Below are 13,939 nucleotides of genomic sequence, written 5' to 3'. Positions count from 1 at the left end.
CCATGCAAGAGATCGCTATCGAGCAGCTTCCCGGAGGCGCGACGGCGTCCTCCATTTGGGTCGGCGAGACGCTGATCGAGGAGGACGAGATCGCCCGCGAGATGCAATATCACCCGGCCGACAGCGCCGGAGACGCTCACTTCAAGGCTGCCCGGGCGCTGGTGGTGCGCGAGCTGCTGTGCCAGCGGGCCGAGCATCTGGGGCTGGCGGGGGACTCGCAGGACGACAGCGAAGCGGCCATCGCCGCCTTGCTGGATCGTGAACTCGAGGTGCCCGAGCCCACCGAGGCGGACTGCCGACGCTTTCACGCGGCCCATCCCGAGCGGTTCCGCGAGCCGACCCGCCTCGAGGTGCGCCATGTGCTGTTGGCAGCGGCGCCGGACGATGCCGAAGCGCGTGACGCCGGCTATCGGCAGGGAAGGCGGCTCATCGAGCAGTTGACCGAGCACCCGGAGCGCTTTACCGAACTCGCCCAGCGCCACTCCGCCTGCCCCTCGAAGGATCAGGGCGGTGAGCTGGGCTGGCTGCAGCCCGGCCAGACGGTGCCCGAACTCGACCGCGCCCTGCAGCACTTGCCCGAGGGGCTCCACGACCGGCCGCTGGCCTCGCGCTATGGTTGGCACGTGGTGGTCATCGATCGGCGCGTCGAGGGCCGCGAGCCAGCCTTCGAACGGGTCGTCGATCGAGTGCGTCACTGCCTGCGCGAACAGGCCTCGCGGCGTGCCCTGCGCCACTACCTGCTGGCGCTGGTGGCCGAGATCGGCGTGAAGGGCATCGAGCTCGATGAGGATGTCGATCGTGTATTGATGCAGTAGGGCGCATGTTGTCCATCACTCCCACTCACAAGGCGTTGTCTGTCATGCCGCACGATTTACTGTTCGATCGCCGTCTGGTGGAAAAGTATGACCGGCCGGGGCCGCGCTATACGTCATATCCTACCGCGCCGCAGTTCAGCGAGGTTTTCGTCGAGGACGACTACCGTGGTGCCGCTGCGCGCAGCAACCGGGCCGTGTCGCCCAAGCCGTTGTCGGCTTATGTGCACATCCCGTTCTGCAAGAGCCTTTGCTATTACTGTGCCTGCAACAAGATCATTACCCACAATACCCAGCGTGCCGCCGAATATCTGGGCTGGTTGATTCGCGAGATCGAAGTGCAGGGCGCCTTGTTCGACGACGAGCGGCGCATGACGCAGTTGCATCTGGGAGGCGGCACGCCGACCTATTTGAGTCATGCTCAGTTGAGGGCATTGCTGGAGGCGCTGGACAATGCCTTTCATTTCGCCCCGGAAGGCGAGCGCGAATTCTCGATCGAATTGGATCCTCGCACCGTGACGCCGGAGCAGGTCAGCGCACTGCGTGGCCTGGGCTTCAACCGACTCAGCCTCGGCGTACAGGACTTCGATATCGAGGTGCAGCGCGCGGTGAATCGCGTGCAGGGGGAGGAGCAGGTGGCAGCCTTGATGGCGGCGGCCCGTGAGGCGGGTTTCGATTCGCTCAGTGTCGATTTGATCTACGGCCTGCCACGGCAGACCCTTTCCAGCTTCGACGCCACCCTGGCCAAGCTCATTGCGCTGCGTCCGGACCGTATCGCCGCCTACAGCTATGCGCACCTTCCGGGGCACTTCAAGGCCCAGCGGCTGATTCGCCCCGCTGACATGCCTCCGCCGGAGCGCAAGCTGGAACTGTTGGAGCTGACCATCGAGCGGCTTTGCGGTGCGGGCTACGACTATATCGGCATGGATCACTTCGCCTTGCCCGAGGATGAGCTCTGCCTGGCAGGTCAGAATGGCACCTTGCAACGCAACTTCCAGGGTTACTCGACCCATGCCGACTGCGACCTGGTGGGGCTGGGCATTACCGCCATCGGCAGAGTTGGCGACACCTACAGCCAGAACGCCAAGGACATTGCCCAGTATCGGCAACGTCTGGAGGACGGTCGGTTACCAGTGAAGCGCGGTTATCGCTTGAGTGACGATGACCGGCTGCGTGGCGATGTCATTCATGGCCTGATGTGTCAGGGACTCGTCGATATCCCTGGTTTGGAAGCGCGTCATGGAATCGACTTTGGCGACTACTTCGCCGAAGCCCTGGAACGATTGGTGGAGCCTGCCGCCGACGGGCTGATCGAGCTACGCGATGACGCGCTGGCGGTACTCCCGGCCGGTCGCTTGATGATGCGCAACCTGGCGATGGCCTTCGACGCTTATCTGGATGGCGGGCAGCAGAGGTTCTCGCGCACCATCTGACCGACGGGAAGGCCGAGCATGGGCGCGGGGTTATGCATGCGGTTCATGCGACCTTCTGATGGTAATCCTGATAGTCAACCAGGATGGCATCCTCGCCATCGAAGGTGAATGTGAGCCGCTAGTCGCTGACCAGAGAGTCACCAACCAAGGCGGGCGACCGGTTAATACTGATAGTGGGAGGTAGAGCCCTGACGTGTCATGGTGGACACTTTTGGGTGGCTAATCGAAGGAAAATCAGCAATCACAAAGAGAGGAAATCAACATAACATATTGATTTTAAGATGGTGCCCGGAGCCGGGCTCGAACCGGCACGGTGTTGCCACCGAGGGATTTTAAGTCCCTTGCGTCTACCAATTTCGCCATCCGGGCGGGATTCGATCAGATTGGATAGATGATACGGGAGGGGAAAAATGGAGGCTGGAGTCGGAATCGAACCGGCGTACACGGAGTTGCAGTCCGCTGCATAACCACTCTGCCATCCAGCCTCTTGGAGTCTTGCCATTCTCGAGGAATGGAGCGGGAAACGAGATTCGAACTCGCGACCCTCGCCTTGGCAAGGCGATGCTCTACCACTGAGCTATTCCCGCTCGACTCGAGGACGCATTATACGGATAAGTCGGTGACTGTCAAACGCTTTTCCGTGATGTCGTTACATCGAGCGGGCCAGGTGTGGCCAGGCGGCACGCAGATACTGGACCATCGACCAGAGTGTCAGCAGTGCGGAGAAATAAAGCGTGACGACGCCCAACACGGCGATGGGGGCACCCGGCGAGAAGGCCAGCAGCAGCAGCAGGGCGACCATCTGGAGCGTGGTCTTGAGCTTGCCGATCCAGGAGACCGCCACCGTGCCGCGTTTGCCCATTTCAGCCATCCATTCCCGCAATGCCGAAATGACGATTTCGCGACCGATGATCACCAGCGCCGGCAGGGTCAGCCAGATGGCGTCATAGCGTTCGATCAGCAGTGCCAGGGCCACCGCGACCATCAGCTTGTCGGCGACCGGGTCGAGGAAGGCGCCGAACGGTGTCGACTGATCCCAGCGGCGTGCCAGAAAACCATCCAGCCAATCCGTCACCGAGGCCAGAGCAAAGAGGGCGGCGGCCAGTGGCATGCTCCATGAGAAGGGCAGGTAGAAGAACACCACCAGCAGCGGAATAAAGATGATTCTGGCCAACGTCAGGAGATTGGGTATGTTCATCGGAGCTGCGATCCTTGCCTTGAAGGGGGGATGCCGGAAAAAGCCCATCTATTCTATCCGCCTTGTGGCCACTCATCCATGCAGGGCGCGATGAATCGACTCGGCGAGCGTTGTGCTGATGCCGGGAACCCGTGCGAGTTCCTCGCGGCTCGCTTGCTTGACGCCCTGCAAGCCGCCGAAGAAGCGCAACAACTCGCGCCGTCGACGAGGCCCGACCCCGGGAATGTCCTGAAGCGTCGACGTGCGTCGGGCCTTGTCGCGCCGAGTACGATGTCCGGTGATGGCGAAGCGGTGTGACTCATCACGGATATGCTGCAGCAGGTGCAGGGCGGGCGAGGAGGTGTCGAGATCCAGAGTACGGTCAGGGGTCTCGATGAACAGTGTCTCGAGCCCTGCCTTGCGGGTCGTGCCCTTGGCCACGCCGATGAGCCTCACACCCTCGACGCCGAGTTCGGCGAAGACCTCCCGGGCCATGTTGAGCTGGCCCTTGCCGCCATCGACGATCAGCAGGTCGGGCGCTTCTCCCTCGCCGTCCTTGAGCCGCTTGAAACGTCGCGTCAGGGCCTGGCGCATGGCGGCGTAGTCGTCACCGGCTTCGATATTCTTGATGTTGAAGCGCCGGTAGTCGGACTTGCGAGGACCGTTGACGTCGAAGACCACACAGGATGCCACCGTAGCTTCGCCGTGGCTGTGGCTGATATCGAAGCACTCGAGGCGGGCCGGTACCTGTTCGAGCGACAGGGCATCGCTCAGGGAGGCGAAGCGCTGAGCGAGCTGAGCCTGACTGGCCAGTTGGGAGGCAAGCTGCTGTTCGGCGTTGGTACGTGCGAGTTCCTGCCATTGAGCTCGATGGCCGCGCACCCGTGCGGTGAGGCGCACGCGTTTCCCGGCAAACGTCTCCAGGGCTCGGGCAATCAGGTCGGTATCGGACAGCGCATGACTGGTGATGATCTCGGCAGGAATCTCGCGTGCCTGGCCGAGATAGTACTGGCTGATGAAATCGCCAAGCAGTGTGTCGGGCGTCAGGTCGAGGCCATTGCTTGGCGTGTGGTGGCGTGCGCCCAGCAACCGGCCGCCGCGCACCGAGAGCACCGAGATGCACAGGGCGCCGGGGCGACTCGCCAGGGCGAAGATGTCGGCGTCGCCGCTGCCGGTATCGACGAACTGGCGCTGCTGAAGCTGGCGCAATTGCTGGATCTGGTCCCGCAGGCGCGCCGCTTCTTCGAAGTCGAGCGCCTGGCTGGCGGCTTCCATGTCCCGGGTGAGTTCCTGGGTCACCATCTCGCTCTTGCCTTCCAGGCATTGCACGGCATGTTCCAGGTCGCGGCGGTAATCGTCCTCGTCGATATAACCCACGCACGGGGCGCTGCAGCGGCCGATCTGATACTGCAGGCACGGGCGGCTGCGGTGGGCGAAGACACTGTCCTCGCAATTGCGGATGCGAAAGATCTTCTGCATCAGTGACAGGCTTTCACGCACTGCGCCGCTGCTGGGGTAGGGGCCGAGATAGCGGCCATCGCCATGCCGAGTGCGGGCCCGCTTGTATTCCAGCGCCGGGTACGGGTGGCGGTCGGTGACGAAGACGAACGGGTAGGACTTGTCGTCGCGCAGCAGGATGTTATAGGGCGGACGCTGCTCCTTGATCAGGGTTTGTTCGAGCAGCAGGGCCTCGGTTTCGCTGTTGGTGACCGTGACCTGGATGTCGGCGATGCGCGAGACCAAGGCCTGGGTCTTGGTGTTGAGCGTACCGCGAAAATAGCTGGCCAGGCGCGCCTTGAGGCGCCGGGCCTTGCCGACATAAAGCGTATCGCCTTGCTCGTCGAGCATGCGATAGACCCCGGGGGATTCGGTGATGGTGTCGAGAAACTGGCGAGAATCGAAGCTCATCGGGATGCCGGTAACGGATGAAACGGCATTCATCCTATCAGACCCGTTACCGGCTTGGGTTAGTCTGCCTCGCTGAAGCCGTCCACCAGCCCGTATCGTAGTGCCAGGTGGGTCAGCTCCACATCGGAATGCACGTCGAGCTTTTCGAAAATGCGGTAGCGGTAGGTGTTGACGGTCTTGGGGCTCAGGAACATGCGGTCGGCGATGTCGGCGACCTTCTGGCAGTTGACGATCATCATGGCGACCTGGAGTTCACGCTGGGAAAGCAGGTCGAAGGGGTTGTCGTTGGAGTCGATGCTAAACAGTACCAGGCGTTGGGCGATGTCGGGGCTGATATAGCGCTTCCCGCCAAACACGCTGTGGATTGCCTTGACCATCTCGTCGTGCTGCGATCCCTTGCTGATAAAACCGTGGGCGCCGGCCTCGAGCAGGCGCTGGGCAAAGGCTTCCTCGATGAAGGCGGTCAATACCAGGATGCGCACGTCGCTGGTCAGGCGGGTGATCTTGCGGGTGGCCTCCAGACCGCCTATGCCGGGCATGCGGATATCCATCAGGATGACATCCGGCTTGAGTTGGCGGGCCTGACCAATGGCTTGTTCGCCATCGGCAGCTTCACCGATCACGCTGATGCCTGGTTCGTCATTCAGCAGATGGGCGATGCTGGTCCTCACCAAGTGATGGTCATCGGCGACGAGAACCCTGATCAAGAAGGAACTCCTAACTGTGCGGTGGACAAAATGCAGGGACATGGCTCGCGCCGAGAGGGGCGCGAGACTGGCTGAGCAGCCTCCGTTGAATTGCGCATACCTTGGCATAACACGGGGTTAAGTGGAATTGGTGATGGCGTCTCGGTAACGTTTTTTATCATTTTGCTGATCCTTGGGTTGACGAGTCGCGCTTCAATGAATAACATACGCCTCGTTCTCGCAACGGCGAGTACATGTGGGGCCTTAGCTCAGCTGGGAGAGCGCAACACTGGCAGTGTTGAGGTCAGCGGTTCGATCCCGCTAGGCTCCACCAACAGTTTTCGAGAATCAGCCGCCTGGTGCAATGCATCAGGCGGCTTTTTCGTGGCTGGTCGGATGAACAATGATGACGGCCCGACGGTGCCAGTGGCTCGCCTCGGGCGTCATGAGAGGTGGCGGTGGCTCAATCGTTGGGCGGTATGGCCTGGCCGCCCAGGGTGCCTTCTCCCGGCTCGATGCCCAGCGCCGAGGCAGTGCCTGCCAGGACTGCCTGGGCGGCGCGAAAGGCCTCGGCGGGGCGCCGTGCGCGAATGCTCTCCATGACCTGACGGTGACGTTCGAGACTGGCTTCAGGGTCGGTGGCACTGATGTTCGACGTCTCGATCAGCAGATGGATCGAGGGCCTTAGTATGTGCGAAAGCTGGGCCCAGACGATGTTGTGGGTTGCCTTGAAGATGGCAACGTGAAAGGCGACATCATGCTCGGTATGCAGGCGGCGCTGTTCCTCGCCGGAGGTATCGTTCAGGTGCTTGCCCATGCCGTCGAAGGCTTCCTCGATGGCGACCAGATCGCGGGCGGTGGCGCGTCGGGCGGCGGTCATTGCCACATAGGGCTCGACGTCGAGGCGAAAGGCGAGAATCTCCCGCTGGATTCTCGGGTTGGGCGCGGCATAGCGCGTCATCCAGTCGGTGACCTGCGGGTCAAGGATGTTCCAGGCTTCGTAGTCACGAACCTTGGAACCATGGCCCGAGATGCGTTCAATGATGCCGACATCGACCAGCATGCGAAGATCGCTGCGCACCGCTGAGCGGTTGAGCTCGAATTGCTGGGCCAGGTCGACTTCCTTGGGGACGAAATCGCCGGGTCGATAGCGGCCGGAGAAGATGGCTTCGGCGAGATGCTCGGCGATGGAAGGGCGTACACGCGAGGGGCGGGAAGTTGCTGGCACTGACGGGCTCCGCAGAAATGGCGATGATCCTAGCCTATGTTTAAACATAGCCGCAATCCGGGTGGGCACAGAAGTTGCGGCTACGCCACTGGCGTCACGTCCGGTTGGTGGACGAACGTTGCTGATCGGCCAGCCAGCGCCGAATGCCATAGCTCCAGGGCGGCAAGCGGTCGCTTCGTCCCACGCGATTGACCAGGGTACCAAGACGTGGTGTTGCGATGGTCACGGTGTCGCCTGGGTGGTGGGTAAACCCCTGGCCCGGCCCGTCGCGATCCTGGATCGGCGAGAACATGGTGCCAAGGAACAGCATGAAGCCATCCGGATATTGGTGATGGGCGCCGATGGTCTGGCCGACCAAGTCCTCCGGTGAGCGGCTGATCTCGCGCATGTCGCTCGTGTCCTCGAGCCTGAAGCCGTCATCCTCGCCGTCGATGCGCAGTTCGACCATGGCGCTGCGCACGTCGTCCATGGTGAAGTGATCGTCGAACAGGCGAATGAAGGGGCCGATGGCGCATGAGGCGTTGTTGTCCTTGGCCTTGCCCAGCAGCAGGGCGCTGCGCCCTTCGATGTCGCGAAGGTTGACGTCGTTGCCCAGGGTGGCGCCGACCGGTATGCCCGCCGCGTTCACGGCCAGCACGATCTCGGGTTCGGGGTTGTTCCAGCGCGAGGCCGGATGCAGGCCCACCCAGGCGCCGAAACCCACCGAGGAGAGCGGCTGGGCCTTGGTGAATACCTCGGCGTCCGGGCCGATACCGACTTCCATGTATTGCGACCAGGCACCACGGGCCTTGAGTTCGTCACGCAGGGCCATGGCCTCGTCGGAGCCCGGGGCGATCCGCGACAGATCTCCGCCGATCAACCGCTGCATCTCCTTACGTAACTCGGCGGCCCGGCCCGGATCGCCGCCGGCCTGTTCCTCGATGACGCGCTCGAGCAGGCTGACGGCGAAAGTGACGCCGCAGGCCTTGATGGCCTGGATATCGCAAGGCGCCAGCAGGTGCGGGGCGACTTGCGGCGAACGCTCGGAGTTGTCGAGCAAGGTCGTGACATCGCACAGTACAGGGCCTGTGGCGGAGCTGGCCCAGCGCGCGGCGTCGCTGCGGTCGAGCAGATCGGCCATGTTGCCGATCGAGTGGGAGATATCAATGACTTGGCCGCCGCGCACGATCACCAGTGCGGGACCTTCCGGCGTATCGCGCCAGACCCGGCCGACCAGCAAAGCCTGGTGGTGATCGTCGGGGAGTCGATTGTCCTGAGACATGGGAGTGTCATCCTGTGAAAAACGACGTGACGGGATCGGCGGCCCCGATGGTGCCGCCGATCCGATAGTCCGCCTGTTTCTGTCGTCGGCTCAGTGCTCGCGCTGGCCGTCCACCAGTCGGCTGACGCCATGCGGGTTGCCGTCGCGCAGGGCTTCGGGCAATAGCGCCTGGGGCAGGTTCTGGTAGCACACCGGACGCAGGAAGCGGTGGATCGCCGCGCTGCCCACCGAGGTGGTGCGCGAGTCGGACGTGGCCGGATAGGGGCCGCCATGCACCATGGCATGGCATACCTCGACCCCGGTGGGCCAGCCGTTGACCATCACGCGACCGGCGCGACGCTCCAGGGTCGGCAGCAGGTCACGGGCAAAGTCGACGTCGGCATCGTCCATCTGCAGGGTCGCGGTGAGCTGCCCCTCGAGATGTTCGGCGACACGCTTGACCTCGTCCTGGTCGGCGCAGCTCACTACCAGCGAGGTGGCACCGAAGACTTCTGCCTGGAGCGTCTCGTCGGCGAGGAAGTCCTTGGCCTTGGTCACGAACAGGCCTGTCTGGCACTGATTGGGGGCGTCACTGGATTGCCCACGCGCCACTTCGCGCGCCTTGTCGCTGGACGCCAGGGCCGCCACGCCGCGGTCATAGGCATCCCGGATGCCCGGCGTCAGCATGGTCTGGGTGCCGCTGGCTTCGACGGCCTTGGCGGCGGTGGCCAGGAAGGCGTCAAGCGCTTCACCCTGAATGCCGATCATCAGCCCCGGGTTGGTGCAGAACTGGCCGGCGCCCATGTTGAGCGAGCCGACGAAGCCTTCGGCGAGTGCTTCGCCACGTGCCTCTAGGGCCTCGGGCAGCAGGAAGACCGGGTTGATGCTGCTCATCTCGGCGTAGACCGGGATCGGCTCCGGGCGGTTCTGCGCCAGGCGCGCCAGGGCGGTGCCGCCAGCCCGCGAACCGGTGAAGCCCACGGCCTTGATGCTCGGGTTCGTGACCAGCGCCTGGCCGATCTCGTTGCCGGCGCCCTGGAGCAGGGAGAAGACCCCTTCGGGTAGCTGGCATTCGGCGACCGCTGCCTGAACGGCGCGGCCCACCAGCTCCGAGGTGCCGGGATGGGCGGGGTGTCCCTTGACTACCACCGGGCAGCCGGCGGCCAGGGCCGAGGCGGTATCGCCGCCGGCGACCGAGAAGGCCAGCGGGAAGTTGCTGGCGCCGAATACGGCCACCGGCCCCAGGGCCACGTGACGCTGGCGCAGGTCGACTCGCGGCATGGGCTGGCGCTCGGGCAGCGCGGGGTCGATGCGCACGTCGAGCCATTCACCGTCGCGTACGACCTTGGCGAACAGGCGCAGTTGACCGCAGGTGCGGCCGCGCTCGCTCTCGAGGCGTGCGCGGGGCAGGCCGGACTCGGCCATGGCGCGCTCGATCAGTTCATCGCCGATGCCCTCGATCTTGTCGGCGATCGTCTCGAGAAAGCGGGCCCGGGCCTCGAGCCCCGTTTCGCGGTAGCTGTCGAAGGCCGCCCGAGCCAGTTCGCTGGCGCGCTCGACCTCGGCCTGGCCACCAGTGGGAAAGGCCGGCTGGAGTGTCTCGCCGGTGGACGGGTCGATGGCGTGGAAGGCCTCGCCCGTGGCCAGAACGGTTTCACGTCCGATGAGTTGCGTGCCTTCTAGTGTCATGGTCACTCCTTTCATGGGTAACGATGGGACGCTGTTCAGACATTCGCAGGTGCCTGCAGCGACCTGGCTGGATAAGTGCCTGGATGGTATCTACAGCTGGGTGGTACCTACAGCGGTGAAACATCCGTCAGCGGTGAAACGTCCGTGTCGTTGTGGGTTGTTTCCTGGGTCAGCGGATTGCGCAGGGCGCGGCCGAAGGCCGGAATCTCGATCTCGAAGCGATCGCCCTCGCGCGGCTGAATGCCGTCGGCGAAGCTGAGCGTGGCAGTGCCGAAGAAGTGCACATGCACGTCGCCGGGACGGCGGAAGCCCGGATACTTGAAGTGGTGATGCTCGAGGTTGGCCAGGCTGTGGGCCATGTTGTCCTCGCCGGTCAGGAAGGGTTTTTGCCACAGCGTCTCGCCATCGCGAGTGATGCGGCTGACTCCCTCGAGGTGGCCGGGCAGCGAACCGATGAGCAGTTCCGGTCCGAAGCTGCAGGCGCGCAGCTTGGAATGCGCCAGCCACAGGTAGTTGAAGCGCTCGGTGACATGGTCGGAGAACTCGTTGCCGACGGCGAAGCCCAGACGGCGTGGACGACCCTTGTCATCGATGAGATACAGGCCGGCCAGTTCCGGTTCCTCACCGCCATCCTGGGCGAAGGCCGGCGAGGGCAGCGGCGCTTCGGGCGGCACCACGCAGTCGCCGTCGCCCTTGTAGAACCATTCGGGCTGGGCACCCACCTCGCCGGCGGCGGGTTTGCCGTTCTCCACGCCGAGCTTGAACATGCGCATGGAGTCGGTCAAATCTTCCTCGTTGGCCTGGGTCTTGGCATGCATGGCCGAACGGGCGTCGGCGCTGCCCAGGTGGGTCAGGCCGGTGCCGGTGACCAGGCAATGCGCCGGATCCGGGTGCGTGAGCGGCGGCATCAGGCGTCCTGCGTCGATGAGCTTGGCATAGTCCAGGCGCGTGTCGGTCAGGCGCGCTTCGATGACTTCGGCAAGCGACCGGCCCGATGCCATGGCGTCGCGGGCGAGATGATAGGTATCGGTGTCGGCGAGCCGCACCGTCGTTTCGGTTTCCACCAGGGCGGCGTGCAGGCGGTCTTCGTGCAGGCACTGGATCAGGCGCATCGGTTCATTCTCCTCGGCGTGTCGCCGCTGCTGCATGCGGGACAGGATGGCATGTTCAATAAATAATTCCAAATGTTGTACATATGGATGGGCTCGGCGCTATCACCCCGCAAGCACATCCTCGTCTCCCGGGGTTTCCACCAGCGATGGCCGGCCGAAGCGAGGGAACCCATCGGCGTCCCAGGCAATGGGTTTGACGTAGGTGTGGCGATTGGGATCCCAGAGCGGATCGCCGACGATCTCGGTATAGGTGCGGGCGTGATACACCAGCATGTCGGTAATGCCATCCTCGGCGACGGTGAAGCTGTTGTGTCCGGGGCCGAATACCGAGCGCTGCGAGTCGCTGGTGAACACGGGGCTGGCCGATTTCGTCCAGCTGGCCGGATTCAGCAGGTCGGCGGATTGGTCGGCCCACAGCAGTCCCATGCAATAGTTCTCGTCGGTGGCGCTGGCCGAGTAGGTCAGCAGCACGCGGCCGTGTCGAATCAGCACGGCGGGGCCTTCATTGACCATGAAGCCGCGCGTTTCCCAGTCGAACTCGGGGATGGAAAGCCGCACTGGCGCACTGTCGAGGGTCTCCGGCGTGGCCATCCGGGCGATGTAGAGGTTGGTGTTGCCCGGGATGCTGGCTTCCTTCTGCGCCCAGACATAGTAGAGCTCGCCGTCATGCTGGAAGGCGGTGCCATCGAGACAGAAGCTGTCGATACTGGTATCGATCTGTCGGGGATGGCTCCACTCACCCTGCATGGGATCGCTGGCGCTGGTGGCGATGCAATACATGCGGTGCTGGAAGAGACCGTCCCGAATCTCGCGGCTGGGAGCGGCGGCGAAATAGATGGTCCAGCGGCCCTGATGATAGTGAAGTTCCGGCGCCCAGATCAGCTCGCTGAGCGGGCCGTTGTCTTCCTTTTCCCAGACGGTGACCGGCTCGGCCTCGGCGAGGCCGGCGATGGTGGTGGCGTGACGCAGTTCCAGCCTGTCATAGGCGGGTACCGAAGCGATGAAATAGTAGCCGTTGTCGTGCCGGTGGATGAAAGGGTCCGCCCGTTGTTCGATCAAGGGGGCAAGAGGCTTGTCCATTGCGTTCTCCTGTTGCCGTGTCGGTGTCATGATGATGTCCTGACGCTAACGGCTGCTGGGGTCGTATCGTCCAGCTCGCCGTCTTGCATGGCGTTGTAGTAGCGGTTGGTGATGCGGTACTTGAACATGAGACTACCCATCAGGGTGTGGAACACACCTGGAATGATCGAGAGCATCAGCGCGATGCCGGTCAGGGTAAAGGCGCTCTGTTCGACGTTGGCTTCATAGTTGAAAAAGGTCAGCAGTTGGCCGACGAGAAAGCCTGCCGCCCCCATGCCAGCCTTCTGGCAGAAGGAAATGCCGCCAAAGGCGAGCCCCGAGACACGCTGCCCGGTCTTGGCCTCGCCATAGTCGACGGATTCGGCGATCGCCGACCAGAAAACGGGAGCGTGCAGGTCGACGATGAAGGAAATGAGAAAGTACAACACGAAGGCGAGGGCGATATCTCCCGGGCCTACAGCGACGAACATCAGCACGCTCAAGGCACCCACCGCCAGCTGGCTCCAGCGGAATAGCTGGATCTTGCAGTGGCGCTTGGTCAACCATGTCGAGGCGATCATGGCCAGTATTGCCGCGCTGACGCCCGTGGTGAGGAAGGCCGACAGCATGGTGGCATCGGCGCCCAGGTAATATTTGGCATAGTAGGCGGCCACCGAGCTGCGTATCACATAGCCCAGGGTGCCGGTGAAGCAGACAGCGCATAGCACCAGCCATTGATCGTTCTTCTTCAGGATGCGCAACTGCGAACGCAGTGGTTTGTCCTCGATGGTGTGCTGTACCCGTTCAGTGGTGTTGGCATAGCAAAAAAGGAAGAGCAGGGTGGCCAGCCCGCCCATCAATCCCATGGAAAACTGGTAGCCGAACTGGAGGTTTTCACCACCCACGTATTCGGCCAGCTTGGGCACGATGATGGTAACGAGAAAGGCTGCAATCTTGGCGAAGAAGAGTCGATAACCGTTGGCGGAGAGCCGATCCTGAGGATCGGGCGTCAGCACACCGATCAACGAAATGTAAGGAATCGTCACGGACGTGAACATCAGGGTGACGAACAGGTAGGTGGAATAGGCCCACACCAGCTTGGCGTTATAGCTCCAGTCCGGCGTGGTGAAAAGCAGCAGCACGGAAATACCGAAAGGGACCGAAAAGATCAGGAAATAGGGGCGATATCGTCCGCGCTTGCTGTTGAATTTATCGGTGATGATGCCCATCAAAGGATCGGTGATGGCATCCACCAGGCGAGCCACGAGAAAGAGAATACCCATGTGGCTCGGCTTCAGGCCAAAGATGTCCGTGTAGAAGAACGAGATGATCAGAAACATCGAGGAAATCACGATGTTGATCGCCATGTCCCCGCTGCCGAATCCCACTTTTTCCAGGTAGGTCAGGCGTCGCGTCGTCATTACTTTGCTTCCTTGGCGTTGTTGGATGGCGTATTGAATGGTTTGTTGAATGATGTGTTGAATGGTCATGAGGGGCTGGTTCACAGCCAGTTAGTTCACCAGCCACATCGCCAGGTTCGGCCAGAACAACAGCGCGAACAGCACACACAGCTGCAAGGCGATGAACGGCAACAG

At 62.7% G+C, this 13,939-nt stretch carries 11 protein-coding genes and 4 tRNA genes; 3 read left to right on the top strand and 12 right to left on the bottom strand.

Annotated features, from left to right (window positions below; translation table 11 throughout):
• The first annotated feature begins 2 nt into the window (after positions 1-2).
• Together FZZ93_RS15755 and hemN are read left to right on the top strand one after the other, a co-directional pair.
• Complete coding sequence (locus FZZ93_RS15755) at positions 3-815, top strand: peptidylprolyl isomerase (RefSeq protein ID WP_149323254.1); 813 nt, start codon at positions 3-5, stop codon at positions 813-815.
• 44 nt (positions 816-859) lie between these two features.
• Positions 860-2,245, top strand: a complete 1,386-nt coding sequence (gene hemN, locus FZZ93_RS15750; RefSeq protein ID WP_149323253.1) for an oxygen-independent coproporphyrinogen III oxidase — start codon at positions 860-862, stop codon at positions 2,243-2,245.
• 282 nt (positions 2,246-2,527) lie between these two features.
• Here hemN and FZZ93_RS15745 read toward each other — a convergent pair.
• The 6 genes from FZZ93_RS15745 to uvrY all read right to left on the bottom strand — a co-directional run bounded on the left by FZZ93_RS15745 (position 2,528) and on the right by uvrY (position 6,037).
• Positions 2,528-2,614, bottom strand: a tRNA-Leu gene (locus FZZ93_RS15745).
• A 42-nt stretch (positions 2,615-2,656) separates the two neighbouring features.
• Positions 2,657-2,730: transfer RNA gene (locus FZZ93_RS15740), tRNA-Cys, on the bottom strand.
• A 27-nt stretch (positions 2,731-2,757) separates the two neighbouring features.
• Positions 2,758-2,832 (bottom strand) — tRNA-Gly (locus tag FZZ93_RS15735).
• A 62-nt stretch (positions 2,833-2,894) separates the two neighbouring features.
• Positions 2,895-3,443: a CDP-diacylglycerol--glycerol-3-phosphate 3-phosphatidyltransferase gene (gene pgsA, locus FZZ93_RS15730; protein WP_149323252.1), complete on the bottom strand. Its 549-nt coding sequence runs from the start codon at positions 3,441-3,443 to the stop codon at positions 2,895-2,897.
• Positions 3,444-3,515: 72 nt separating this feature from the next.
• Entirely contained in the window at positions 3,516-5,330 is a 1,815-nt protein-coding gene (uvrC, locus tag FZZ93_RS15725) for an excinuclease ABC subunit UvrC (RefSeq protein ID WP_149323302.1), read from the bottom strand.
• A gap of 59 nt (positions 5,331-5,389) precedes the next feature.
• A complete protein-coding gene (gene uvrY / locus FZZ93_RS15720) occupies positions 5,390-6,037 on the bottom strand; it encodes a UvrY/SirA/GacA family response regulator transcription factor (RefSeq protein ID WP_149323251.1) in 648 nt (215 codons plus the stop codon).
• Positions 6,038-6,274: 237 nt separating this feature from the next.
• Between uvrY and FZZ93_RS15715 the strand changes: the two genes are divergently transcribed.
• A tRNA-Ala gene (locus FZZ93_RS15715) sits at positions 6,275-6,350 on the top strand.
• 129 nt (positions 6,351-6,479) lie between these two features.
• Here FZZ93_RS15715 and FZZ93_RS15710 read toward each other — a convergent pair.
• From FZZ93_RS15710 to FZZ93_RS15685, 6 genes are all read right to left on the bottom strand, one after another.
• On the bottom strand, positions 6,480-7,244 hold the full coding sequence (locus FZZ93_RS15710; RefSeq protein WP_149323250.1) for a FadR/GntR family transcriptional regulator: 765 nt from the start codon (positions 7,242-7,244) through the stop codon (positions 6,480-6,482).
• A 94-nt stretch (positions 7,245-7,338) separates the two neighbouring features.
• Complete coding sequence (locus tag FZZ93_RS15705) at positions 7,339-8,505, bottom strand: fumarylacetoacetate hydrolase family protein (RefSeq protein WP_149323249.1); 1,167 nt, start codon at positions 8,503-8,505, stop codon at positions 7,339-7,341.
• Positions 8,506-8,595: 90 nt separating this feature from the next.
• Complete coding sequence (locus FZZ93_RS15700) at positions 8,596-10,173, bottom strand: aldehyde dehydrogenase (NADP(+)) (protein WP_149323248.1); 1,578 nt, start codon at positions 10,171-10,173, stop codon at positions 8,596-8,598.
• A 107-nt stretch (positions 10,174-10,280) separates the two neighbouring features.
• Entirely contained in the window at positions 10,281-11,285 is a 1,005-nt protein-coding gene (gene araD1, locus FZZ93_RS15695) for an AraD1 family protein (protein WP_149323247.1), read from the bottom strand.
• A gap of 102 nt (positions 11,286-11,387) precedes the next feature.
• Positions 11,388-12,365: a glycoside hydrolase family 43 protein gene (locus FZZ93_RS15690; protein ID WP_149323246.1), complete on the bottom strand. Its 978-nt coding sequence runs from the start codon at positions 12,363-12,365 to the stop codon at positions 11,388-11,390.
• Positions 12,366-12,391: 26 nt separating this feature from the next.
• Positions 12,392-13,765 (bottom strand): MFS transporter, encoded by a 1,374-nt coding sequence (locus tag FZZ93_RS15685; protein ID WP_149323245.1) that lies wholly within the window; start codon positions 13,763-13,765, stop codon positions 12,392-12,394.
• Between the last annotated feature and the right edge of the window lie 174 nt (positions 13,766-13,939).

This window comes from Halomonas eurihalina, assembly GCF_008274785.1.
GTDB lineage: Bacteria > Pseudomonadota > Gammaproteobacteria > Pseudomonadales > Halomonadaceae > Halomonas > Halomonas eurihalina.
Note: the sequence above shows the minus strand (reverse complement) of the source record. Positions and strands in the feature narration are given on the sequence as shown.

What these genes read in the sequence shown, in the direction of transcription:
- FZZ93_RS15755 (WP_149323254.1), top strand. Translation starts at nt 3, where the DNA reads ATGCAAGAGATCGCTATCGAGCAGCTTCCCGGAGGCGCGACGGCGTCC.
- hemN (WP_149323253.1), top strand. Translation starts at nt 860, where the DNA reads ATGCCGCACGATTTACTGTTCGATCGCCGTCTGGTGGAAAAGTATGAC.
- pgsA (WP_149323252.1), bottom strand. Translation starts at nt 3,443, where the DNA reads ATGAACATACCCAATCTCCTGACGTTGGCCAGAATCATCTTTATTCCG.
- uvrC (WP_149323302.1), bottom strand. Translation starts at nt 5,330, where the DNA reads ATGAGCTTCGATTCTCGCCAGTTTCTCGACACCATCACCGAATCCCCC.
- FZZ93_RS15705 (WP_149323249.1), bottom strand. Translation starts at nt 8,505, where the DNA reads ATGTCTCAGGACAATCGACTCCCCGACGATCACCACCAGGCTTTGCTG.
- FZZ93_RS15700 (WP_149323248.1), bottom strand. Translation starts at nt 10,173, where the DNA reads ATGACACTAGAAGGCACGCAACTCATCGGACGTGAAACCGTTCTGGCC.
- araD1 (WP_149323247.1), bottom strand. Translation starts at nt 11,285, where the DNA reads ATGCGCCTGATCCAGTGCCTGCACGAAGACCGCCTGCACGCCGCCCTG.
- FZZ93_RS15690 (WP_149323246.1), bottom strand. Translation starts at nt 12,365, where the DNA reads ATGGACAAGCCTCTTGCCCCCTTGATCGAACAACGGGCGGACCCTTTC.
- FZZ93_RS15685 (WP_149323245.1), bottom strand. Translation starts at nt 13,765, where the DNA reads ATGACGACGCGACGCCTGACCTACCTGGAAAAAGTGGGATTCGGCAGC.